This window comes from Aeromonas sp. YN13HZO-058 (genome assembly GCF_001921245.1).
GTDB classification, from domain to species: Bacteria; Pseudomonadota; Gammaproteobacteria; order Enterobacterales; family Aeromonadaceae; genus Aeromonas; species Aeromonas allosaccharophila.
Map to the genome: position 1 here is coordinate 34,706 of NZ_MQSY01000044.1, position 23,075 is coordinate 57,780.

Below are 23,075 nucleotides of genomic sequence, written 5' to 3' on the forward strand. Positions count from 1 at the left end.
GGATACAAACGTGCGCCAGTCCAGCCGTATTTTGCTGGCCTCTCTCCTGCTGATCAGTGCCAAGGCCTCGGCCGACGATAAGTCGGCCGAGGCCTTGTTGCAGCAGATGCAGAGTGCCGTGCAGCAACAGAATTTCGAGTTATCCATGGTCAAGGCCCGTCAGGGGCGTCTTGAACCGATCCGGATCAGCCATGCCGTGATCAACGGCAAGGAAGTGGCCCACCTCAGTTACCTCGATGGCAAGGCGATCGAGTATCTCCAGCGCCAGAACGAATACACCTTCTTTGAAAACAGCCACGATCCCTACACCCTGAAGGATGCCCGCTTCCCCGGCATCTGGTCGACCCTGGTGAAGATGCCGCTGGCGCAGGTGCTGGAGAGCTATGATCCGGTGCTGGCCGGTCGCAGCCGGGTCGCCGGTGTGGTGGCGCAGGTGGTTAGGCTGGTGCCTAAAGAGGCCGACAAATATGGTTTCGTGCTCTGGATTGACGAGCAGAGCCACCTGCTGCTGCGGATCGACATGGTCGAGCGGGAAGGCAATCTGGTGGAGCAGGTGCTCGGCGTCGAGCTGGATCTGCAGAGCAAACCGGCCCCCTGGCTGGTGAAGCTGGCCAACAGCAAGCAGCCTCCTGCGTTGGCGCTGGAGGATGCCTATCCGGCGCCGCAGCAGGCGCTGAACTGGCAGATCACCTGGCTGCCCGATGGCTTCAAGGTGCTGTCGCAAGACCGGCACCAGCTGGTGACCACCAGTATGCCGGTGGATTACATGATGCTCTCCGACGGGCTGGTGGATCTCTCTGTCTATGTCTCCCGGGTGGATCCCAAGCAGGCGGTGCGCCAGCAGCTGATCCGCCAGGGCGCGACCTCGCTGGTGAGCTATGTCAACGAGGTTGGCGTCGAGATCACTGTGGTGGGCGAGGTGCCTGCCGAAACCGCCAAGCGCATCGCCGAGTCGGTCCAGCCGCTGGCCCGCAACGAGGCCGTGCAGTGAATGCTCTGGGCTGACAGTGGTGCCCAGCTTGCCGCAGACTGCAAGTCGTGTTCAGATCCTGCCAATGTATGAGCACGAGGTGTTGTCGTGAACGAGATGAGTGAAGAGCTGGCGACCGTGGTGGCCATTGAGGGTGACCATGCCTGGGTGGAGTGTGAACGGCGTTCCGCCTGCAGTGGCTGCCAGCAGCAATCCAGTTGCGGTACCGGCACCGTGGCCAAGGCATTTCCCCTGAAAGCTCCCCGCTTGCGGGTCAGGTTGACCGCCGAGGTGAGCGTCGGCCAGCAAGTGAGGCTCGGCATCCCGCAGGCGAGTCTGTTGCGCGGGGCGGCGCTGGTCTATGTGCTGCCGCTGTTCTGCCTGCTGGTGGGGGCCCTGTTGGGGCAGCTCTGGCTGGCGCCGCTGCTCTCGGGCGGAGAGGGGATCACCATTCTCTGCTGTCTGCTGGGGGGCGTGCTGGGCTTTTTACTGGTTCGTTACTTTTCCAACCGCCTGGATCAGGGGCGCTACGGCCCGCAGATGCTTGGCGTGGTGGTTCCTGTCCGCATCCTCCCCTGACCGAACAGGCGCTATTTCACTGGCGCTGGCGACTAAAGAATGGCCGTCAGCCGGGTTATCCAGTAAAATCGCGCCTCCATAACTGACCTTAACCAATTTTGAGTGACTCTTGCTCGATGAAACACATTCGTAACTTTTCGATTATTGCGCACATCGACCACGGTAAATCGACCCTGTCGGACCGTCTGATCCAGACTTGCGGTGGCTTGTCCGACCGCGAGATGCAGGCTCAGGTGCTTGACTCCATGGATCTGGAGCGCGAGCGCGGCATTACCATCAAAGCACAGAGTGTGACCCTGAACTACCAGGCACAAGACGGTAACACCTACCAGCTGAACTTTATCGACACCCCGGGCCATGTGGATTTCTCCTACGAGGTCTCCCGCTCTTTGGCGGCCTGTGAAGGGGCGCTGCTGGTGGTGGATGCCGGCCAGGGGGTTGAGGCACAGACTCTGGCCAACTGCTACACCGCCATGGAAATGGAGCTGGAAGTGGTGCCGGTGCTGAACAAGATTGACCTGCCTGCGGCAGAACCGGAGCGGGTTGCCGAGGAGATCGAAGACATCGTCGGCATCGATGCGATGGACGCGGTACGCTGCTCCGCCAAGACCGGCCTCGGTGTCGATCTGGTGCTGGAAGAGATCGTGGCCCGCATCCCGGCACCGGAAGGTGATCCGGATGCTCCGCTGCAGGCGTTGATCATCGACTCCTGGTTCGACTCCTATCTGGGCGTCGTCTCGCTGGTGCGGGTCAAGAACGGTTCCCTGAAGAAGAACGACAAGATCAAGGTGATGAGCACCGGCCAGGTATGGGGTGTCGATCGTATCGGTATCTTCACGCCCAAGCAGGTGGATACCCAGGGTCTGGGTTGCGGCGAGGTAGGTTGGGTTGTCTGCGGTATCAAGGACATCCACGGCGCGCCGGTGGGCGATACCCTGACCCAGGCCAAGAACGGTGCCGACAAGGCGCTGGCCGGTTTCAAGAAGGTGAAGCCGCAGGTCTATGCCGGTCTGTTCCCCATCTCCAGCGATGACTACGAGTCGTTCCGTGACGCCCTCGACAAGCTGTCGCTCAACGATGCCTCCCTGTTCTTCGAACCGGAGAGCTCCACTGCGCTGGGCTTCGGCTTCCGTTGCGGCTTCCTCGGCATGCTGCACATGGAGATCATTCAGGAGCGTCTGGAGCGGGAATACGATCTGGACCTGATCACCACGGCGCCGACCGTGGTCTATGAAATCGAGCTGAACAACGGCGAGACCATCCACATCGATAGCCCGGCGGCAATGCCTGCGGTCAACAATATCAAAGAGATGCGTGAGCCGATCGCCGAGTGCCATATCCTGCTGCCGCAGGAGTATATGGGCAACGTGATCACCCTCTGTATCGAGAAGCGTGGCGTGCAGACCAACATGGTCTATCACGGCAAGCAGGTGGCACTGACCTATGAAATCCCGATGGCAGAAGTGGTGCTCGACTTCTTCGACCGCCTGAAATCCACCAGTCGCGGTTACGCCTCGCTGGATTACGGCTTCAAGCGCTTCGAAACCTCTGACATGGTCCGTCTGGACATCATGATCAACGGTGAGCGCGTCGATGCGCTGGCCATCATCACCCACAAGGAGAACGCCCAGTATCGCGGTCGCCAGGTGGTAGAGAAGATGCGCGAGCTGATCCCGCGCCAGATGTTCGACATCGCTATTCAGGCCTCCATCGGCAACCAGATCATCGCCCGCAGTACCGTCAAGGCGCTGCGTAAAGACGTGACCGCCAAGTGCTACGGTGGTGACGTGAGCCGGAAGAAAAAGCTGCTGAACAAGCAGAAAGAAGGTAAGAAGCGGATGAAGTCTGTCGGCCGTGTAGACGTGCCGCAGGAAGCCTTCCTCGCGATTCTCCACGTCGGAAAGGACTAATAATAGATGGCAAGCACGTTTTCCCTGATCCTGGTGGTGGTCTGCGCGATCACCGGTATTATCTGGTGTCTGGACAAGATGATTTGGTCCAAGCAGCGCGCTGCCAAGATTGCCGTGGCTCGTGCCCATGGCGGTGCCCACCTGGATGAGAAGACCCTGGCCAAGGTTGCTCCCGTGCCGGTCTGGATTGAACAGACCGCCGGGGTCTTCCCGGTCATCACCTTTGTGCTGATCCTGCGTTCGTTCATCTTTGAACCGTTCCAGATCCCGTCAGGTTCCATGATGCCCACCCTGCTGGTGGGCGACTTCATCCTGGTGGAAAAATTTGCCTACGGTCTGCGGGACCCGGTGACCAACACCAAGTTCCTCGAGACCGGCGAGCCCCAGCGTGGCGACGTGGTGGTGTTCAAGTATCCTCTTGAACCGCGCGTTGACTACATCAAGCGGGTGGTCGGCATGCCGGGTGATCGGGTCATCTATCGCAACAAGGAGCTGATGATCCGGCCCAAGTGCGAAGAGCAGGAAGGGAAAACGTGCCCGGGCTTCAAGAAGCTCGACGTCAAGTTTGAACAAAGAGGCGAATTTACCCAGATGGGGATCCCCCTTGACCGCTATACCGAGCAGTTGGGTGATGTCTCCCACGAGACCCTGCGCAATCCGCTGATGCCCGACATGGTTGGCCGTTACTATCGCCAGCCCGGCACCTACCCCGACGAGTGGGTCGTACCGGAAGGCCAGTATTTCGTGATGGGCGATAACCGCGACAACAGCACCGACAGCCGTTTCTGGGGCTTTGTGCCCGAGCAGAATCTGGTCGGCAAGGCGGTCGCTATCTGGATAAGTTTTGAATTCGAGCGCGAAGAAGGCTCCCTGCTGCCAAGTTGGGTACCGACAGGTGTGCGCTTCAACCGCATTGGCGGAATCAAGTAAATGAATATCAAGATGAACAGACTGCAGTCCCGTCTCGGGCATGTCTTTCAGGATCAGGAACTGCTGACCCGGGCGCTGACTCACCGCAGCGCCGGTTCCCGTCACAATGAGCGACTGGAATTTCTGGGTGACTCCATTTTGAGTCTGGTGATTGCCGATGATCTGTTCCACCGCTTCCCGCAAGCGGCGGAAGGGGATCTCAGCCGGATGCGCGCCACTCTGGTGCGCGAGAAGACCCTGGCCGAACTGGGCCGGGAGTTTGACCTCGGGGATCACCTGATCCTCGGTCCCGGCGAACTCAAGAGCGGCGGTTTTCGCCGCGAATCCATTCTGGCCGACACGGTCGAGGCGGTGATCGGTGCCGTCTATCTGGATACCAATCTTGAGACGGTGCGGACGCTGCTGCTGAGCTGGTACGCCAGCCGCCTGGACGAAATCAAGCCAGGCATCGAGCAGAAAGATCCCAAGACCCGTCTGCAAGAAATTTTGCAGGGAAGCCGCAAATCCCTGCCGACCTACACCGTGACCAACGTCAAGGGTGAGGCCCACAACCAGGAGTTCACCGTCCAGTGTGACGTGGAAGGTCTGGATGGTCCGATCAAAGGGGTCGGCACCAGCCGCCGCAAGGCCGAACAGGCCGCAGCGCAGCAAGCATTGGAAAAACTGTCATGACAGATACCACCTACTGCGGCTTTGTCGCCATCGTGGGCCGCCCCAACGTCGGCAAGTCCACCCTGCTCAACAAGCTGCTTGGCCAGAAGGTCAGCATCACCTCGAAGAAACCCCAGACCACCCGTCACCGGATTTTGGGGATCGACACCGAGGAGAACCATCAGACCATCTATGTGGATACCCCGGGTCTGCACATCGAAGAGAAACGGGCCATCAACCGCCTGATGAACCGTGCCGCCACCAGTTCGCTGGGTGATGTGGCCATGGTGGTGTTCATGGTCGATGGTACCCACTGGACCAAAGATGACGAGATGGTGCTCGGCAAGCTGCGCCATCTCAAGTGTCCGGTGGTGCTGGCGGTCAACAAGATCGACAACGTCAAAGAGAAAGAAGATCTGCTGCCCCACCTCGAGTGGCTGGGCCAGCAGATGAACTTTGCCCATATCCTGCCCATCAGTGCCGAGAAGGGCACCAATGTGGAGAAGATCCGCGAGTGGGCCAAGGATCTGCTGCCAGAGAACAACTTCTTCTTCCCGGAAGATTACGTGACCGACCGTTCGTCCCGTTTCATGGCCTCCGAAATCATCCGTGAGAAGCTGATGCGCTTCACCGGTGAGGAGCTGCCCTACTCGGTGACGGTGGAGATCGAACGCTTCAAGGTGGAAGAGAACGGCCTCTACCACATCCACGGCCTGATCCTGGTCGAGCGCGATGGCCAGAAGAAAATGGTTATCGGCAACAAGGGCGAGAAGATCAAGACCATCGGTACCGAAGCGCGCCTCGACATGGAACGTCTGTTCCAGAACAAGGTACACCTCGAGCTGTGGGTCAAGGTCAAGTCCGGCTGGGCTGATGACGAGCGCGCCCTGCGCAGCCTCGGGTATGGTGATGACTGATTGCTGAGCCCGGCTTTCGTCATCCACAGTCGGCCCTATCGGGAGACCAGCCAGCTGGTCGAGGTCTTCACCCAGGATAGTGGCCGATTTACTCTGGTGGCTCGCGGTTCTCGCGGGCCACGCTCCCCTCTCAAGGGGCTGTTGCAACCCTTTACCCTGCTCACCATCGCCTGGCGCGGCAAGGGGGATCTCAAGAACCTCACCCAGGTCGAATGCCCGGATCACTCCCTGCGCCTAGGCGGCGATCGCCTCTTCTACGGCCTCTATCTCAACGAGCTGGTCTACTACCTGCTGGAAGCCCACACCCCGTTCCCCGAAGTGTTCGACGCCTATGCCCGCGCCATCATGGCGCTGGCCGATGGCGAGACGCCGGAGCTGCCGCTGCGCCGCTTCGAGTTCCTGCTGTTGCAGGCGCTCGGCTATGCGGTGGATTTCGAATACACGGCGGACGACGAGTCGCCCATCGAGCCGACCCTGCTCTATGGCTTCGAGCGTGAATTGGGCTTTGTCGCTTGCGAGCGGGCGCCGGATCCCCGTACCCTGTTTCTCGGTGCCCACCTGCTCGCCTTTGCCGAGGGACGTTTCGATACCCCTCCCTTGCTGCAGGCAGCCAAACGTTTCAGCCGACTGGCGCTGCAACCCTATCTGGGCAAGCGCCAGTTAAAGAGCCGGGAGCTGTTTTTAAAACGCCGCAATAGCTTGGGTTAACCGTCCTGCGGCGTTACCCGGCACGGTAAGAATGTTACCTACGTCCGATTACGCTGCGCTAATCGAACCTACGAGCTGATATATGGATATCCGCGTGGTAGCCGCGCAGTCAACAGATGAAGAGTTTCAAGGAGTTCTCAATGAGTGAAATCTATCTGGGTGTGAACATCGACCATATCGCCACCCTGCGCAACGCTCGGGGCACCCAGTATCCCGATCCGGTGCAGGCCGCTTTTGTTGCCGAGCAGGCCGGGGCCGATGGCATCACCGTGCATCTGCGTGAAGATCGCCGCCACATCACCGACCGCGATGTGGAGATCCTGCGCCAGACCATCCAGACCAGAATGAACCTGGAGATGGCGGTGACTGAAGAGATGATCGGCATCGCCTGCCGCATCAAGCCCCACTTCGTCTGTCTGGTGCCGGAGAAGCGCACCGAAGTGACCACCGAGGGCGGTCTGGACGTGGCCGGTCAGCTGGCCAAGGTGACCGACGCCGTGACCCGCCTTTCTGCTGTGGGTGCCCAGGTTTCGCTCTTTATCGATGCCGATCCCATCCAGATTGATGCGGCTGCCGAGAGTGGCGCTCCCTTTATCGAGATCCACACCGGCCGTTACGCCGATGCCACCACGGATGCCGAGCGCAACGCCGAGTTCAAGCGCATCGCCGCTGGCGCTTCCTATGCCGCTGGCAAGGGTTTGAAGGTCAATGCCGGCCACGGCCTGCATTATCACAACGTCAAGGCCATCGCCGCCATCCCCGAGCTCTATGAGCTCAACATCGGCCACGCCATCATCGGCCGTGCCGCTTTCGACGGTCTGGCCAAGGCCGTGAGCGACATGCGCCTGTTGATGCAGGAAGCCCGTCAGGGGATCTGATCCGCTGGATAGGTCAGGGGCCTGATAAAGGTCGCCAAAACAACAAGGGACGCCACGGCGTCCTTTGTTGTTTTTAGCTGAACCAAGTCAATCACAGCATGGCGAGTCGACTCTCGTGATCACAGCTTTCCATCGCTCATACACATGCGGATTTTCGCTTCGACCACCTCTTCCATGGCGGCCATGGCGGGCACCAGATACTGGCGTGGGTCGCTGGCATCGGGGTGACTACCAAGGAAGGCTTTCATCGCATCGGCGAAGGCGATCTTCAGTTCGGTCGCAACGTTGACTTTGCAGATCCCGAGTTCGATGCAGCGGCGCACATCGGCTTCCGGCACACCGGAGGCACCGTGCAGAACCAGCGGAATATCCACCTGCTCGCGGATCGCAGCGAGGCGGGCGAAGTCGAGGCGGGGCTCCTCCTTATAGAGGCCGTGGGCGGTACCGATGGCAACGGCCAGCGAGTCGATACCGGTGCGGCGGACAAACTCGGCCGCCTTGAGCGGATCGGTAAATTTGGCATTTGCGGCATCGACAATGAGGTCATCTTCCTGGCCGCCCAGCTGGCCCAGTTCGGCTTCAACGCTGGCGCCCATGCGATGGCAGAAAGTGACCACGCTGTGCACCTTTTCAATGTTCTCTTCAAACGGAAAGTGCGAGGCATCGATCATGGCCGAGCGAATACCCGCTTCGACCTTGCTGTGGATGTCCTGCTCGTCTTCGTGGTGATCCAGATGCAGCACCAGCGGGATGCGGTACTCATGGGCGGCGGCCTGACAGATGGAGACCAGATATTCGACCCCGGCATGGCGATAGGTACCCGGAGTGCCAGCCAAAATCACCGGAGAGCGCATGCGAGCGGCGGTGCGGGCTACCACCTGGACGGTTTCCAGGTTGTGGATGTTGAAAGCCGGTACAGCGTAGCCGCGGCGCTGAGCATCTTTGAGCATTTCATGGGAAGAGATCAGATACATAGTGACTCCTGAGCGTCCTGATTGACGCGAGATCCTGAGAAAAGGGAGGAGAGCTGGGTCGGGTTTATCTCCCGGCCTGCCATCCAGATGTGTTGTTGATTGAGTTCAGTCGTGAGGGCGAGCAGGTTGGCCTGTTTGCCAACTGCCAGCGAGCCGAGGCGATCGGCAATGCCGAGTATCTTTGCCGGGGCCAGTGAGGCCATCCGGATGGCATCGGCAAGAGGGATACCTGCCAAATTGACCATGTTGCGCACGGCATCTAGCAACGTAAGGGTGCTACCGGCCAGGCCACCGGCCTCGGTGCGAACCACCCCCTCTTTCATTTCGACCCGATAGTTGCCGAGCAGATAGTGACCATCTGGCATACCGGCGGCACGCATCGCATCCGTAATAAGGAGTAGGCGCTCACCGGCGCAGCAGTGGCAGAGTTTGAGCACGCTCGGGTGGACATGATGACCATCGGCGATCAGCTCCAACCAGGCATCGGGATGGACCAGACCCGCACCCACCATGCCGGGCTCGCGGTGGTGCAGACCTCGCATGCCGTTGAAGCAGTGCACCAGCCCGGAAGCGCCCGCTGCCAGCGCAGCCATAGTAGTGTCGTGATCCGCCGCCGAGTGGCCCAGCATCACCCGCACGCCGTTTGCGGCGAGATGGCGAATAGCCGTGATGGCATTGGGCTTTTCTGGTGCCAGCGCGACCACTTTCAGGGTGCCTCGAGCCAGCTGTTGCAGATGGTTCAACTCGGACACATCCAGCTCCCGAAACAGCGCTTGATCGTGGGCGCCCTTGTTGTCCGGAGTGAAGTAGGGTCCTTCCAGATAGCAGCCGAGCAGCTCGGCGCCCGGCATGCCGCGGGCAACGCCATCGGCAATGCGAGCAAGGGCTTGTTCTATCTCGGGGAGCGGTGCGGTGACCGTGGTGGCGAGAAATGCGCCGACCCCTTCTGCTGCCTTGGCCATCGACAAGGTTGCCAATGCGTTACCATCGCTATCCATGACATCGACGCCAGCTCCGCCGTGGACATGACCATCGATCAGGGCTGGTACCAGCAGATCGACATCCCGCACCGGATCGCCATCAATGATGGGTGCGATGGCGGTGATGATGCCCCCTTCATGGGTCAGCTCCTGATGTTCCAGCCAACCCTGTTCGGTCAGCAGGCGACGGGCACGGATCCGTGAGGCCATTTAAATGCCCTCCTCGACGAGAGCGGTATCAGCATGGCGCTCTTTGCTCATCTCATCCGCCAGCGAGGTGAGACCCCGATGGCCGCAATCAAGTGCTTGCCGGCGGAATTCATGGGCGTTGAGGCCATCGCGCTCCAGTACCATTTCCAGCAGTAACTGCAGGTTGGTACCGGTAACGACTTCCCGATTGGTTTGGCGTAATGCCAGAGTCGAGGCGACCCGAAACGGGGTGCCACCGAGCAGGTCGGTCAGGAAGACCACGCCATCCCCCTTGTCGATCTCTGCCAGCGCCGCTTCGCACTGCGCCTGCAGCAGGGCGGTGGTGGAGCTCTCGGGAAAGTCGATGGCGATAACCGCTTCCTGCTCGCCGAGGATCTGCAGCATGGCGCGCTCCAGACCGCTGGCGAAACCGCCGTGACCACAAATGATGATGCCCAACATAGTCTGTTCCTTTACTGCAAAGGGGGCCGGCTTGCTACCGGCTCCGGATTAGAGGAAACCGGCGAACTTGCCGACGATACCGAGTACTACCGTGATGACGATGAGGCGCAGCGGGCTCCAGCCTTTGCGGATCAGGGCGTACATCGCCAGGGTGTAGAGCAGCGGCAGGAACGCGGGCATCAGCTTGTCGAGCACATCAGCCTGCAGTTTGACGACTGCATCACCGGCGGTGATCTCCAGCGTGGTGCCAAGGCGCACATAGGTGGCAACCAGAGCGCCAATGACCGTCATACCGACAATGGAGGCGGCATGCCCCACCTTGCGGGTATTGGCCTTGATGACCGGAATGGCCGCCACCCCCATGCGGTAGGCGTAGTGAGCCAGACCAAAGCGCAGGCCGAAGTGCACCACGTTGAACAGCAGGAAGAAGACCACGGCACCCATGATGGAGCCTTGCAGCGCCAGATCTGCCCCGATGCCGCCACAGATGGGGAGCAAGGTGAGCCAGAACATGGCATCACCAATCCCGCCGAGCGGTGCGCCGACGGCAATCTTGGTGCTCTGGATGCTGTTGACGTTCTGCTTGGAGCGCTCCATCGCCAGCACGATCCCCATCACGAAGGTGACCAGGAAGGGGTGGGTGTTGAAGAAGCCCATGTGTCCTTTCATGGCCCGGGAGAGATCCCGCGGATTGGTGTGGATCTTCTGCAGTGCTGGCAGCAATCCATAGAGCCAGCCCGAGGCCTGCATCCGCTCATAGTTGAAGGAGGCCTGCAGTAGCAGGGAGCGCCAGGCAAAGCGGTTGATATCCTGCTTGGTCAGTTCGGCGCCAAGTTGCTGATCTTCATAGGTGTCGTCAGAAGGCGCATGAGACAGTTGTGGTTCGACTGCCGAGATGACCCGGGCTGCGGTGTTGTTAGATGCCATCTTCAGTTTCCTCCTGGACAGGACGAGCTTGCGGGGTGGTGGTGCGCATGAAGTCGATCAGGGCCATGGCCAGTGCGGCGGCAGCGATAGCCAGTACCGGTAGCTGGAGCCAGGCAGCAGCAACGAAGCCGAGAATGAAGTAGGGGATGTAGACGTTCTTCATCATGATTTTGAGCAGTACGGCAAAGCCGATGGCGGGCATGATGCCGCCAGCGACGCCGAGACCGTCGATGAGGCGGGCAGGCAGCACGTCGATGGCCGCCTTGGCATGCTCTGCCCCGAAGTAGGTGGGGAGGAAGGCACAGAGGAAGTAGAAGGTGCCCAGTGTCAGCAGCGCCAGATAGTTGACCCGCTCTATCCCTTTGGTATCACCCGCTTCAGCCATGCGATCACAGCGAGACATGACCCCGGACATGACCGAGAAGAGGAAGGTGATCCCCATCTGGACGGCAACGGCGAAGGGAACGGCAACCCCGACCGCCACATCCGGTTTGACCCCGGTGGTGATGGCGAAGGTGGCACCGACTATGGTGCCGATGATGACGTTGGGTGGCTGCGCGCCCGCCAGCGGCGCCAGCCCCATCCAGACCAGCTCCAGAGTACCGCCCACCAGAATACCGGTGGGCAGGTCGCCGAGGATCAGGCCAACCAGCGGCCCCAGTACGACGGGCCGGTGGAAGTGGGTCAGACCATTGAACAGGTCTAGTCCGGCAAAAAATGCCAAAACCCCCAGTAGAAGTCCTTGTAATAAACTGATTTCCATCACAATTGTCCTTAATCAGAGCAAATTGAATATGTCCTGTGCCGGTTCGGTCGGCACGCCCTGGACATAGCACTCGACACGTGCGTCACGCAGGGCGCGAAATGCGGTGATGTCCTGTTCGTCCACGGAGACGGTCTTGTGGATTTGACGCTTGCCGTCGGCGTAGTGCATGTTGCCGACGTTGATCCGGGAGATGGGGACACCTCCCTGAACTAGGGTGTTGAAGTCGCTAGGATTTTTGCAGACCAGCAGGATCTTCTGACGATCCGCCGCCTTGTGGATGTTGTCGATCACCTTCTGGAGCGGCCAGAACCGCACCGCAATCCCTTCAGCCAGCACCATCTCCATCAGGTTCTGCTGGATGGGGTCTTCTGCCACTTCGTCGTTGGCAACCAGCACCAGATTGGCGCCGGCAAAGCCGACCCACTGGACACCGACTTGGCCGTGGATAAGGCGCTCATCGATCCGGCTCAATACGATATTGGGCATCACAGCACTCCTTCTTGGTGGAACGGATAGATATTGACCCCTTGTACGACCCGGTTGACTTGTCCTGTCGGGCAGGGATTGTCCGGGCTGATACCCAGTCCCAGCGAGGTATGGAAGGCGTAGAACTGGGCATAGAGCAGGTAACAGAAGGCCAGCTGTGCGTCATCACCTTGCAGGGGGTGGGGTAGATAGATGTGCTCACCCTCCTCGATACGACGGTCATGCTGATCAGCAATGGCGACCACCCGGGCGGCCTGGCCGTCAGCCCGCAGTTCGCGCAGCAGGTCCAGATCGTATTGACGGGTATAGGGGTCGTTGGATATGAGCTGGACGATCAGAGTCTGTGCATTGACGACGGATTTCGGGCCATGGCGAAAACCGGTGGGAGAGTCAAACATGGCGACCAGTCGGCCACTGGTCAGCTCCAGCAGCTTGAGCGCTGACTCCTGGGCAACGCCTTGCAGGCTGCCGCTGCCAAGATAGATGACCCTTTGTGGCAACGGCTCATTCCATGCCGGCACCAGCTGAACAACCTGCTCAAGGATCGCTTCACTGACGCTAGTCAGCGGCGTGCAAGCCTGCCGGTTGAACTGTGTCGGCAGGAAGACGGCAAGACAGCTCAGCATCATGCTGGTCAGGCTGCTGGTCATGGCAAAGCTGCGATCATTGGTCTGGGGCGGCATCAGCAGGGCCAGAGAGCGGGCATCTTGTTGGCAGCGGCGATAGAGAGCCCCTTCACCGTTGCAGGTGAGCACCAGATGATGGCAGTTGCCGAGCAACTGGCTGGCCAGTTCGACCGCCGCCACGCTCTCTGGGCTATTGCCGGAGCGGGCAAAGGAAATGAGCAGGGTCGGGCAATCCTCGGCCAGATATTCGGCCGGATCGGTGACGATATCAGTGGAGGCAATCGCCTCGAACCTGGCTTTCAAGTGGGCTGAAAGGTAGGGCGCCAGTGCTCGTCCGGCAAAAGCGGAGGTACCGGCACCAGTCAGGATCACCCGCAGATTGCCATGGGCGAGCAGGGGGGCGAGAAAGCGGTCCAGTGTATGACGGCACTCCTCCACCATGGCAAGGGTCTCTCGCCAGGTTGCCGGTTGTTGCTGAATTTCGCGGGCTGTCGCCAGGCCGTTGGCCGTGCGCAGCATCTCTTCTGAATAACCAAGAATCATGTCTACAACTCCTTAAACAACAGGGTCGAGCTGGGAAGGACAGGGGCTGGCTGTGCCGCAGGCGTTGGCATAGCTGCGCAACACTTCCTGCACCTGATCGAGAATGAGCTCATGGGGATTGGCCGACAGGGTGCCCTGACGTACCTTGCGGTACTGCAGGGGTAGGTGCTGGCTGAGCAGTGGCAAGGGGATGGGCTCTGCGGCCAGGTTGGTGAGCAATCTGGCATAGCACTCATCAACGCGCGCATCGGGCCAGTAGTAGCGAATGCGGTCTGAGTAGCTGTAACCACGCGCGAGTCGGCATTCGTTGGCACTGCCCTGATAGTGGCTGCGCCAGAAGTCGGGGCGATCCAGCATGGTCTCTTCCATCACCTGGCGCAGGCCCGAGCACGCCTTGGCGACAACCAGCTCCTCTTCGATAGCAGCAAGGGCAAACAGCGCTTCACGCAGGGCGAAGGTGAGGGCCGGGCCGACCTTGAGAATGGCAAAGTGGTCGCGAACCAGCTGGCGGTAGGCCTCGGGGGTCTGGTAATCGGTGGAGTGAGCCTCGAACACCAGATGAGGGTAGGCTTCGATCATCCGGCTCAGTGGTGCCGCTTTCGCGGGTTGATAATCGATGATGTGGGTGTGGTCAAACTCGACCCCTGGCTGGACAACGAGACCAATGACTCGTGGCCAGATATGGGCCAGGCCAACCTGAGCGAAGGCTTGCTGATGGGCCTCCAGGGTATGGCGAGCGGCTTCCGGTGTGGTGACGGCCAGTTCGGCCAGATCTTCATGGGCACCGCCCGGCACCGGCACCTCGGTGCCAATCACATAGACCAGATCGCACAGGCCAAAGGTGGCCAGACAGGTTTGCTCGGCGATCTGCGCCAGACGTGCGGCCCGCTCTGCGACCAGCTCATCGGTCAGCGGCACCGGATCACCCTGACAAGACATGCTGCAGTCGAGATGGATCTTCTTGAACCCGGCAGCGACATAGCTGGCGATGAGATCCTCGGCATGGGCCATGGCCTGCTCGGCAGGCTCACCTTGCCAGCGGTTGGGGCCCAGGTGATCACCCCCAAGAATGAGTCGGTGCGCTGGAAAGTGACACTGTGCTGCCAGCTCGTAGAGACGATCGCGAAAGTCGGCTGGGGTCATGCCGGTATAGCCGCCAAACTGATCCACCTGATTGGAGGTGGCCTCGACCAGCAGCAGCTCATCCCCTTCGGCGGCCAAGCGTAAGGCGCCCTCCAGCACCAGCGGGTGAGCGGAGCAGACTGCATAGATCCCGATCGGTTCTCCCTGTTTATGTCTTTCGACCAGTGCCAGCATGGATTTCATTTTGATCTTCCTTCGTTGCTATAGATGGAAATTTGCTTTCGCTTTCTTTTCTTTACGGTAGCCACAAGCAAAGGAAAGCGAAACAAAAGAGTCATCGGTTCTTGATGATGATCACAAAAAGAAAGGAATCGAAATCTCTGTTGGCGAGGGTAAAAGCAAATATTACTGTCTTAAAGCTTAATGAAGGCTTGATTTGGCTCTGGTACTGCGCGTTAATATGAAACCGTAACGAAGTGAAAGCAGTTTTTCACCACAGCACTCCGGCAGAAGAGACTATGCAGACAACAGAAAAGAGCGTGCTCGGTACCAGTGAGCGGCGAGAGCGGATCATTCAGCAGCTGCGCAGCAATGGCAGCGTTCAGGTCAACGAACTGGCGACCCATTATCAGGTGTCGACCGTCACCATTCGCAACGATCTGGCTTTCCTCGAAAAACAGGGGGTCGCGGTACGCGCCTATGGTGGCGCTCTGCTGTGTGAACCCAATCAGGCGGTGCCCGAGCGAACCATTGCCGACAAAAGCGTGCTCAACACGCCGGTCAAACAACGGATCGGCGCGCTGGCGGCCACACTGGTGCCACCAGGGTGTCGTCTTATCCTCGATTCGGGCACAACCACCCTGGAGGTGGCTCGTCATCTGCGCGAGCATCAGGAGATCCTGGTGATGACTAACGGCATGAACGTGGCCAATGCACTGCTGGAGGCGGAGGGGGTCGAGCTGCTAATGACCGGCGGTCATCTGCGCCGCAAGTCGCTCTCGTTCTACGGTGCACAAGCGGAACAGTCCCTGCAAAACTACCACTTTGACATGCTGTTTCTCGGGGTGGATGGCATCGATCTGGAGCGCGGCGTCAGTACCCATCATGAGGATGAGGCGCGCCTCAACCGCTGCATGTGTCAGGTCGCAGAGCGGATCATCGTGGTCACCGACTCCAGCAAATTTGGCCGACGCAGCTTGCACAAGATTATCGATACCCCGCGTATTCATACCCTGATCACCGATGATGCCGTGCCTGCCGATATGCTTGCAGGATTACGCCATGCAGGAATTGAGGTGATGCTGGTACCCTCAGGCTGAATATGGAGAGCCTGAGCGCGAGATATAACCCAGCACAATCGGCTATAAGCAGTTGATGCCAAAAGGGTTACACTGGTTGACCCTGTGAGCTGGACGAGATTGTTATGGAGCACCCCCTGTACCACCCCGATATCACCGACCTGGAACCTGTCGCCCGTGCGGCGGGGGCGGCCATCATGGCGATCTACCGCGAGCCTTTTGCGGTGGAGTACAAGAGCGACGAGAGTCCGCTCACGGCTGCCGACAAGGGAGCGCATGAGGTGATTGTGCAGGCGTTGGCGCGGCTGACCCCCGATATCCCTGTGCTGTCGGAGGAGTCAGGGCCCGAGGTGATGGCCGCGCGCCACGGCTGGTCACGATACTGGCTGGTGGATCCTCTCGACGGCACCAAGGAGTTTGTCTCCCGCAACGGTGAGTTCACCGTCAATATCGCGCTGATTGAAGCGGGGGCGCCGCGTTGGGGGCTGGTCTATGCGCCGGTCTTGGATACGCTCTGGTATGGCGGCAAGGGGTTTGGCGCCTGGCGCATCGCCGATGGCAAACGCGAGTCCATCCAGACCCGGCCTCATCGCGAAGGCGAGGCGTGGCGCGTGGTGGGGAGTCGCAACCACCTGTCGCAGGAGACCCTCGATTTTCTGGCTCCTTTTGGTGAAATCGAGCTGGTCTCCATGGGCAGCTCCCTCAAGTTCTGCATCATTGCCGAAGGGGGCGCCGAGCTCTATCCACGCCTCGCACCGACCTGCGAGTGGGATACCGGCGCGGCGCAGGCGGTGCTGGAGGGGGCGGGTGGCCGCGTCACCCAACTCGATGGCTCACCCCTTGCCTACAACAAGCCCGACATCCTCAACCCCTGGTTTGTCGCCAGAGCGTGACCCTGTTGGTGCGCTGAGCATCGCGCATATCGCGCAATAAAAAGAGGCCGGAGCGGGTTGCATACCCGTTCCGGCCTCTTTGCATCTGGCGCAGTTTTAAAAGACTTTCTTGAACGGCTTGATGGTGACCTTGGCGTAGACACCGGCGGTTACATAAGGGTCGGCATCGGCCCAGGCTTTGGCGTCAGCCAGCGAGGCAAACTCGGCGATGACAGTGCTGCCGGTAAAGCCCGCATCGGCCGGATCCTCGGCATCGATAGCCGGGTTGGGACCAGCGGTCAGCAGGCGACCTTCATCCTGCAGCGCTTGCAGCCGGGCCAGATGGGCAGGGCGAACCTGCTTGCGCAGTGGCAGGCTATCGGGGACATCTTCGGAGTAGATGAGATACCACATGAGAGGATCCTTTTCTGATGAGGGTTATTTTTTCAGCTGTTCTTTTTGTTCAGCCGGAATGTGGCGGTAGAGATAGACGCCGCTCAGCAGGGTAAAGACCAGTGTCATTCCCAGCAGGCCGAACACCTTGAAGTTGACCCACATCTCTTGCGGCATGTTGAACGCCACGTAGAGGTTGAGCAGGCCACAGACGGTAAAGAAGCCGACCCAGCCGAGATTGACCTTGTCCCAGACTGCATCGGGTGCCTGCAGCTCCTTGGCCAGCATCTGTTTGATCAGATTCTTGCCAAAGCCGTAGCGGCTGATGAGCAGACCCAGTGCGAACAGCACGTTGATGACAGTCACTTTCCACTTGATGAAGGTGTCATCGTGGAAGAAGACGGTGAGGCCGCCGAAGAAGCCGACCAGCAGGAAGGTAAAGAGCTGCATTTTCTCGACCTTGCGGTAGCGGATCCAGCTATAGGCGAGCTGCAGACCAGTAACGGCCACCAGTGCGCCAGTGGCCATGTAGATGTCGTAGAACTTGTAGACCGCAAAGAAAACGATAAGTGGAATAAATTCAATAAATTGCTTCATTGTTGGCGCCTAGTCCTCAAAGATGGCCTGCAAATTTTGCCCAGTCTACCTGCAAGGTGGACAACGGCAAATGAATAAGACCGCTCATTTTTAAGCCGGTTCCGCGCTGTCGCCAAACAGTTGGCGAGCAATAGATAGCCCCAGTCGCTGCTGATCGGCCAGCAGGTCGCGGATATGGCGCTCTTCAATCAAGGGGTTGAGCAGCACGGCCCGCAGCAGAGTGAGCTGTTGGGCACCGTAGCGCACTACCGCCCGCTGGGTGCGGGAGACAAAGCTGTGCCCTTCGGCGCGCTGGGCTTTTTGTAGCGCCACGTTGAAGGCATTGATCTGCTCGTTGGCCGTCTCGTCCAGCGGCTTGCCCTGCAGGTGGGGCGGAATGCAGCGGTAGGAGAGCAGGTTCATCACCGGAGCAGACATCAGCTCGAAGGCCTGATTGCTGGTGATAAGCTCAGCCATCAGTCTGGCCCGGTCGTAGTTGGCCTCGATAAGGTCGGCATAGCCCTGCTGGCCGAACAGCTGGAAGGCGGCATCCAGATAGAGGGCATTGGCCGGGCGGGTGCCCTCCAGCGTAAAGCGGCCCTGATCAAACGAGGTGGCTCGGATGGCGTAGGGGGCTTCGCGCTTGACCGCCATCATCAGGTCCGGCTGGCGGCAGAGCAGCATGCCGGTACCAAGCGGCACCAGCAGTTGCTTGTGGCCATCGAGGGTGACGGTATCAGCCCGCTCAATGCCGGTCAGCAGGTTTTGATAACGGGGGGAGAAGAGGGTCGGGCCGCCCCAGGCCGCATCCACGTGGAAGTGGATCTGCTCGCGCTCGGCGATGGCCGCCAGCTCCGGCAGTGGGTCGATGGAGCCAAAGTCGGTACTGCCCGCCACGCCGACCAGCGCCAGCACTTTCAATTTCTGTTCTTTGCACTGGAGCAGCGCCTGCTCCAGCGCAGCCAGACTGAGCCGGTTCTGCTCGTCGGTCTCGAGGCGCCAGACGCTGCGGGCGCCCAGCCCCAGCAGATCCATGCCCTTGTCGAAGGAGTAGTGCATCAGCCGGGAGCCGAGAATGACGGCGCCGCGATAGCCCTGCTCATAGAGGGCGAACAGGTTGTCGCCGCAGGCGCGGTTGCGCGCCAGCCAGAGGGCGGTGACGTTGGCGATGGTGCCGCCGCTGGTCATGACGCCGAGGGCGGCATCCTTGGCATGCATCTGTTCGCCGTAGAAGGCATCGTCCATGCCGTAGATGAGGCGGTGCAGCTTGGCCAGCACCTCCCGCTCCAGAAAGCTGAGCAGACGGGAGGACTCCATCTTCATCGGATTCTGGTTGAGCATCACCAGCAGGCGCGACAGCTCGGCGGTATAGGCCGGCAGTGGGGCCGTCATGTGGCCCATGTAGCGTGGCGAGGTGAGGTGAGAGGCGCCGGGCACCAGAGTGGCCAGCCGCGCCAGATACTCCTCGATGGAGAGGCCGACCGCAGGCATGCGGGATTGATCGAGCTGATGGGTGAACTGGTCGCGCTGGTAGGGGGCCTGACTGTCATCCGAGTGGTGAAAATGTGCCAGCATGGCGCTCATTGCGTCGCCAAAGGCTGCATCCGGTTGTGTAAACAGCTCAGTCAACTTCATCAGGTTCTCCAGACCAGGTCACCGGGGTAGGTGTTTATGCCGCTTGTCTCGGGCATCGGCGGCAGAGCATACACCAAAGGTTGGCAGGTGGCAGCCACTCCATTTTTTAAGCGAACACTTGTACTCTGAAATGGTGCTGGGTAGAGTGAGCCACAGTTATTGTGGAGTCGATGTTATGAGTGGTGTGATGGATTACTCCCCCCGGGAGGAGCTGGCAAACCGGCTGAGTCACGGTGCGGGATTGTTGCTGGGGATTGTCGGGCTGGTGCTGTTGCTCATCAAGGGATGGGGACAGGGCACGCAGGCGCTGGTGAGCTACAGCCTCTATGGCGGTAGTCTGGTGCTGCTCTATCTCGCCTCGACCCTCTATCACAGCATGGCGGAAGGGCGAGCCAGACGCTGGTGCAAGGTGTTTGATCACTGCGCCATCTATCTGCTGATTGCCGGCACCTATACCCCCTTTCTGCTGGTGGCGCTCGATACGCCGCTGGCGAAGGGATTGATGGTGGTGATCTGGGCCCTGGCGCTGGCTGGCGTGGTGTTCAAGCTGGTATTTATCAACCGCTTCAAGAAGTTGTCGCTCTTTACCTACCTGATGCTGGGTTGGCTGTCGCTGGTGGTCATCTACCAGCTCTACATCCATCTGGCCGGTGAGGGGCTGTTGCTGCTCGGGCTTGGCGGCCTTATCTACAGCCTCGGGGTCATCTTCTATGTGGCCAAGCAGATCCCCTATAACCATGCCATCTGGCATCTCTTTGTGCTGGGTGGCAGCGTTTGTCACTTTATGGCTATTTACGGCTACGTCGCCTAACGTCGTGCAACTAGCCCTTAATTGGTATTTTTAGCGCGTAAAAGGATAAATTCGTGCGGTATCACACAGTTGGCAACTGCGTTTGCTGACAAGCTAGGACCAGTTCAATTCGCAAAGGATGCACGAAATGAGTGAAATCGCGCTTTCCATCAGCATGTTGTCGCTGGTGGCAGTGCTAGGACTCTGGCTGGGAAACTGGCGAGTCTATGGCGTTGGGTTAGGGATAGGGGGGGTGCTGTTCGGCGGCATCATAGTGGGTCACTTTGCCGGGGTGTCGGATCTCGCTCTGGATGAGCACACTCTTCACTTTATTCAAGAATTTGGCCTGATCCTGTTTGTCTATACCATCGGCATCCAGGTCGGTCCGGGTTTCTTCTCGTCACTGCGCAGTTCGGGTCTCAAGCTCAATGCGTTTGCCGCCTTGCTGGTCATCCTTGGTTGCGTGGTGGCGGCTGCGCTGCACCAACTGTTTGATGTACCGCTACCGGTGATCCTCGGCGTATTTTCCGGTGCGGTTACCAATACACCGTCACTCGGTGCGGGCCAGCAGATCCTGGCCGAGCTGGGCGCTGCGCCCGGTTCGACCGGTTTGATGGGGATGGGCTATGCAGTTGCCTATCCATTCGGCATCTGTGGCATTTTGCTCACCATGTGGCTGGTTCGGGTGTTCTTTCGCATCAAGATCGACGATGAAGCCGCCCAATTCGAGCTGCAGACCGGTAAAACCAAGGAGAGCTTGCAGACCATCAACATCGCGGTGCGCAACCCCAATATGCACGGCCTGATGCTGAGCGAGATCCCGAGTCTCGACGAGTCGGATGTGATCTGCTCCCGTCTCAAGCGTGGCGACGAGTTGATGGTGCCGCGGCCGGAGTCCCGTATCGAACTGGGTGACTTGCTGCACCTGGTCGGTGAGCGTCACGCGCTGCACAAGGTGTTGCTGGTGCTGGGGGAGGAGGTGGAGACCTCGCTCTCGACCCGGGGCACCGATCTGCGAGTAGAGCGGGTGGTGGTAACCAACGAGCAGGTTCTTGGCAAGAAGATCCGCGATCTTGACATCAAACAGCGCTATGACGTGGTGATCTCCCGTCTCAACCGCGCCGGTATCGAGCTGGTGCCGACCAGTCAGACCAGCCTGCAGTTTGGTGACATCCTCAACCTGGTGGGGCGCCTCGACGCCATCGAAGCGGTCACCAATGTGGTCGGTAACGTGCAGCAAAAACTGCAACAGGTGCAGATGTTGCCGGTATTTATCGGGATCGGTCTCGGTGTGTTGCTCGGCTCCATCCCCTTCTATCTACCCGGTTTCCCAGCCGCCCTCAAATTGGGTCTGGCTGGCGGGCCGCTGGTGGTGGCGCTGATCCTGTCGCGGATCGGCAGTATCGGCAAGCTCTACTGGTTCATGCCCCCCAGTGCCAACCTGGCGCTGCGCGAAATTGGCATCGTGCTGTTTCTGGCGGTAGTGGGCTTCAAGTCGGGGGCGGGTTTTATCGATACCCTGATCAATGGTGATGGCCCGGCCTGGATGCTCTACGGCATGGCGATCACCCTGATCCCGCTGCTGGTGGTCGGTGTGCTGGCGCGCCTCTACGGCAAGATGAACTATCTGACCCTGTGCGGTTTGCTGGCCGGCTCCATGACTGATCCTCCCGCGCTGGCCTTTGCCAACGCCATGCACCCGACCAGTGGTGCCAGTGCGCTCTCATACGCCACTGTCTACCCCCTGGTGATGTTCCTGCGGATCATCTCGCCACAACTGCTGGCTATTATCCTCTGGGCGGGAGCCTAGGGTTAATCCTGACGGGAGCATGCCTTGTCATGCTCCCGTCATCATTCTGTAATTTATTGATAATTTTGGTTTTTACCATTCTCGTAACCTCGTTTTACACACTTCTGTCTGGCTGAACAGTTCAGCCTCAAATCGGTCTATCCTTTCGAATTTTCGAGCTGGTTATTTTTCCCCTCAGTCTGCAAAGTAGGCTGTGGCTTATTGCATTCAAATCAGGATTCAGGAGAGAACATGATCACCAATGCCGTTACCTTGGAACAGGGCGTAACCGTAACCCAACTCAAAGGACAAATTTATCTGGTTGCCGCAGATGGCAGCCGGAAGCTGTTGGCTGAAGGGGATGTGCTGCCGAAAGGGGCTGTGATCATGTCGCCGGATGGCGCCAGTTTCATGGGCGGCGGACAGTCGTTCAATGTGCAACCGGCCAGCGAGCAGAGTGAGCCTGCCGAAGAGGGGGATGCCCCCCAGTTGGCGCAAAACGGCGCTGCAGGTACTCCTGATGATATCAATGCTCTGCAACAGGCCATTTTGGGTGGCGCTGATCCGACCCAGGCCTTTGAAGCCTCCGCAGCTGGCGGCGCACCTGCTGCTGGCGGTGGCGGTATCGGTGGTGTTGCCGGCTCCAGTGGTAACGGCGGTTTTGTCACCATCGATCGTACCGGTGATGCAACCATTGCCGAAGCCACTTTCGATACCACCTACAACACCAATGGCGAGCCACCGCTTGGGGCTGCTGGCGAAGATGAAGTATTTGACCTGACACCTCCCACCATTTCCGTGGTTGCGCCAGATAACACCAATGACACTACTCCGACCCTGACCGGGACCACGGATGCTCCCGTTGGCAGCACCGTGACCCTGCTGGTCACCGATGCAAACGGTAATCAACAAACCCTGACCGCTATCGTCACACCCGCTGGCACCTTCACCGTGGATGTGGTTACCCCCTTGGCCGAAGGCTCTTATACCGTTACAGCCACAGTGACCGATCCTGCGGGTAATACCGACAGTGCGACTGATGATGGTAGTGTGGACAGCCAGATTGACCAGGATGGCGACGGCGTGACCGTCACGATCGACAGCATGACTGACGACACCGGCAGCTCTGCAACGGACTTCATC

Annotated in this window: 24 protein-coding genes; 13 read left to right on the forward strand and 11 right to left on the reverse strand. The window is 59.5% G+C overall.

Features of this window, described 5'->3' with window-relative positions; all coding sequences use genetic code 11:
* The first annotated feature begins 10 nt into the window (after positions 1 to 10).
* The 8 genes from BSP75_RS10745 to pdxJ all read left to right on the forward strand — a co-directional run bounded on the left by BSP75_RS10745 (position 11) and on the right by pdxJ (position 7,543).
* Complete coding sequence (locus tag BSP75_RS10745) at positions 11 to 991, forward strand: MucB/RseB C-terminal domain-containing protein (RefSeq protein WP_042657248.1); 981 nt, start codon at positions 11 to 13, stop codon at positions 989 to 991.
* Between the two features lie 96 nt (positions 992 to 1,087).
* On the forward strand, positions 1,088 to 1,549 hold the full coding sequence (locus tag BSP75_RS10750) for a SoxR reducing system RseC family protein (protein ID WP_075113175.1): 462 nt from the start codon (positions 1,088 to 1,090) through the stop codon (positions 1,547 to 1,549).
* 116 nt (positions 1,550 to 1,665) lie between these two features.
* Entirely contained in the window at positions 1,666 to 3,459 is a 1,794-nt protein-coding gene (gene lepA, locus BSP75_RS10755; RefSeq protein ID WP_042062101.1) for a translation elongation factor 4, read from the forward strand.
* 6 nt (positions 3,460 to 3,465) lie between these two features.
* Complete coding sequence (gene lepB, locus BSP75_RS10760; RefSeq protein WP_042062102.1) at positions 3,466 to 4,389, forward strand: signal peptidase I; 924 nt, start codon at positions 3,466 to 3,468, stop codon at positions 4,387 to 4,389.
* A complete protein-coding gene (gene rnc, locus BSP75_RS10765; RefSeq protein ID WP_042062103.1) occupies positions 4,390 to 5,061 on the forward strand; it encodes a ribonuclease III in 672 nt (223 codons plus the stop codon).
* A complete protein-coding gene (era, locus tag BSP75_RS10770; protein ID WP_075113165.1) occupies positions 5,058 to 5,957 on the forward strand; it encodes a GTPase Era in 900 nt (299 codons plus the stop codon). Before rnc ends, era begins: the two co-directional genes overlap by 4 nt.
* A complete protein-coding gene (recO, locus tag BSP75_RS10775) occupies positions 5,958 to 6,665 on the forward strand; it encodes a DNA repair protein RecO (protein ID WP_033136291.1) in 708 nt (235 codons plus the stop codon).
* Positions 6,666 to 6,805: 140 nt separating this feature from the next.
* On the forward strand, positions 6,806 to 7,543 hold the full coding sequence (gene pdxJ, locus BSP75_RS10780) for a pyridoxine 5'-phosphate synthase (RefSeq protein WP_075113166.1): 738 nt from the start codon (positions 6,806 to 6,808) through the stop codon (positions 7,541 to 7,543).
* Positions 7,544 to 7,662: 119 nt separating this feature from the next.
* On the opposite strand, the gene BSP75_RS10785 is transcribed toward pdxJ, so the two are convergent.
* Genes BSP75_RS10785 through kbaZ form a run of 8 tightly spaced genes read right to left on the reverse strand, consistent with a single transcriptional unit; the run spans position 7,663 to position 14,822 of the window.
* A complete protein-coding gene (locus BSP75_RS10785; RefSeq protein WP_058053246.1) occupies positions 7,663 to 8,517 on the reverse strand; it encodes a tagatose bisphosphate family class II aldolase in 855 nt (284 codons plus the stop codon).
* The gene (nagA, locus tag BSP75_RS10790; protein WP_075113167.1) at positions 8,508 to 9,707 is read right to left on the reverse strand and encodes an N-acetylglucosamine-6-phosphate deacetylase; all 1,200 of its coding nucleotides are present in this window, start codon (positions 9,705 to 9,707) and stop codon (positions 8,508 to 8,510) included. The genes BSP75_RS10785 and nagA overlap by 10 nt, the downstream gene beginning before the upstream one ends.
* A complete protein-coding gene (gene agaF, locus BSP75_RS10795; RefSeq protein ID WP_075113168.1) occupies positions 9,708 to 10,148 on the reverse strand; it encodes a PTS galactosamine/N-acetylgalactosamine transporter subunit IIA in 441 nt (146 codons plus the stop codon). It abuts the gene before it with no gap.
* A gap of 48 nt (positions 10,149 to 10,196) precedes the next feature.
* Positions 10,197 to 11,075 carry a PTS N-acetylgalactosamine transporter subunit IID gene (agaE, locus tag BSP75_RS10800; protein ID WP_075113169.1) on the reverse strand — a complete coding sequence of 293 codons (879 nt, stop codon included), beginning with the start codon at positions 11,073 to 11,075 and terminating at the stop codon, positions 10,197 to 10,199.
* A complete protein-coding gene (agaW, locus tag BSP75_RS10805) occupies positions 11,065 to 11,838 on the reverse strand; it encodes a PTS N-acetylgalactosamine transporter subunit IIC (RefSeq protein WP_075113170.1) in 774 nt (257 codons plus the stop codon). The genes agaE and agaW overlap by 11 nt, the downstream gene beginning before the upstream one ends.
* 15 nt (positions 11,839 to 11,853) lie before the next feature.
* Complete coding sequence (gene agaV / locus BSP75_RS10810) at positions 11,854 to 12,327, reverse strand: PTS N-acetylgalactosamine transporter subunit IIB (RefSeq protein WP_075113171.1); 474 nt, start codon at positions 12,325 to 12,327, stop codon at positions 11,854 to 11,856.
* Positions 12,327 to 13,496: an SIS domain-containing protein gene (locus tag BSP75_RS10815; RefSeq protein WP_075113172.1), complete on the reverse strand. Its 1,170-nt coding sequence runs from the start codon at positions 13,494 to 13,496 to the stop codon at positions 12,327 to 12,329. Before BSP75_RS10815 ends, agaV begins: the two co-directional genes overlap by 1 nt.
* A 12-nt stretch (positions 13,497 to 13,508) precedes the next feature.
* The gene (gene kbaZ / locus BSP75_RS10820) at positions 13,509 to 14,822 is read right to left on the reverse strand and encodes a tagatose-bisphosphate aldolase subunit KbaZ (RefSeq protein WP_058053252.1); all 1,314 of its coding nucleotides are present in this window, start codon (positions 14,820 to 14,822) and stop codon (positions 13,509 to 13,511) included.
* Positions 14,823 to 15,097: 275 nt separating this feature from the next.
* On the opposite strand from kbaZ, the gene BSP75_RS10825 reads away from it, so the two are divergent.
* Positions 15,098 to 15,898 (forward strand): DeoR family transcriptional regulator, encoded by an 801-nt coding sequence (locus tag BSP75_RS10825; protein ID WP_058053253.1) that lies wholly within the window; start codon positions 15,098 to 15,100, stop codon positions 15,896 to 15,898.
* A gap of 116 nt (positions 15,899 to 16,014) precedes the next feature.
* Positions 16,015 to 16,770 carry a 3'(2'),5'-bisphosphate nucleotidase CysQ gene (gene cysQ / locus BSP75_RS10830; RefSeq protein WP_075113176.1) on the forward strand — a complete coding sequence of 252 codons (756 nt, stop codon included), beginning with the start codon at positions 16,015 to 16,017 and terminating at the stop codon, positions 16,768 to 16,770.
* 96 nt (positions 16,771 to 16,866) lie between these two features.
* Here the strand turns inward: cysQ and BSP75_RS10835 are convergent, their stop codons facing one another.
* From BSP75_RS10835 to BSP75_RS10845, 3 genes are all read right to left on the reverse strand, one after another.
* On the reverse strand, positions 16,867 to 17,163 hold the full coding sequence (locus BSP75_RS10835) for a YciI family protein (RefSeq protein WP_064341351.1): 297 nt from the start codon (positions 17,161 to 17,163) through the stop codon (positions 16,867 to 16,869).
* A 24-nt stretch (positions 17,164 to 17,187) separates the two neighbouring features.
* On the reverse strand, positions 17,188 to 17,739 hold the full coding sequence (locus BSP75_RS10840; RefSeq protein ID WP_042062113.1) for a septation protein A: 552 nt from the start codon (positions 17,737 to 17,739) through the stop codon (positions 17,188 to 17,190).
* A 90-nt stretch (positions 17,740 to 17,829) separates the two neighbouring features.
* The gene (locus BSP75_RS10845; RefSeq protein WP_075113173.1) at positions 17,830 to 19,353 is read right to left on the reverse strand and encodes an aminotransferase class V-fold PLP-dependent enzyme; all 1,524 of its coding nucleotides are present in this window, start codon (positions 19,351 to 19,353) and stop codon (positions 17,830 to 17,832) included.
* Between the two features lie 175 nt (positions 19,354 to 19,528).
* Here BSP75_RS10845 and BSP75_RS10850 point away from each other — a divergent pair, with 175 nt between their 5' ends.
* The 3 genes from BSP75_RS10850 to BSP75_RS10860 all read left to right on the forward strand — a co-directional run.
* Positions 19,529 to 20,164 carry a hemolysin III family protein gene (locus BSP75_RS10850; protein ID WP_005335337.1) on the forward strand — a complete coding sequence of 212 codons (636 nt, stop codon included), beginning with the start codon at positions 19,529 to 19,531 and terminating at the stop codon, positions 20,162 to 20,164.
* 127 nt (positions 20,165 to 20,291) lie between these two features.
* A complete protein-coding gene (locus BSP75_RS10855; RefSeq protein ID WP_042062119.1) occupies positions 20,292 to 21,953 on the forward strand; it encodes a putative transporter in 1,662 nt (553 codons plus the stop codon).
* A gap of 231 nt (positions 21,954 to 22,184) precedes the next feature.
* Positions 22,185 to 23,075: retention module-containing protein (locus tag BSP75_RS10860; protein ID WP_253186627.1), on the forward strand; the 891-nt coding region annotated here is incomplete at its 3' end.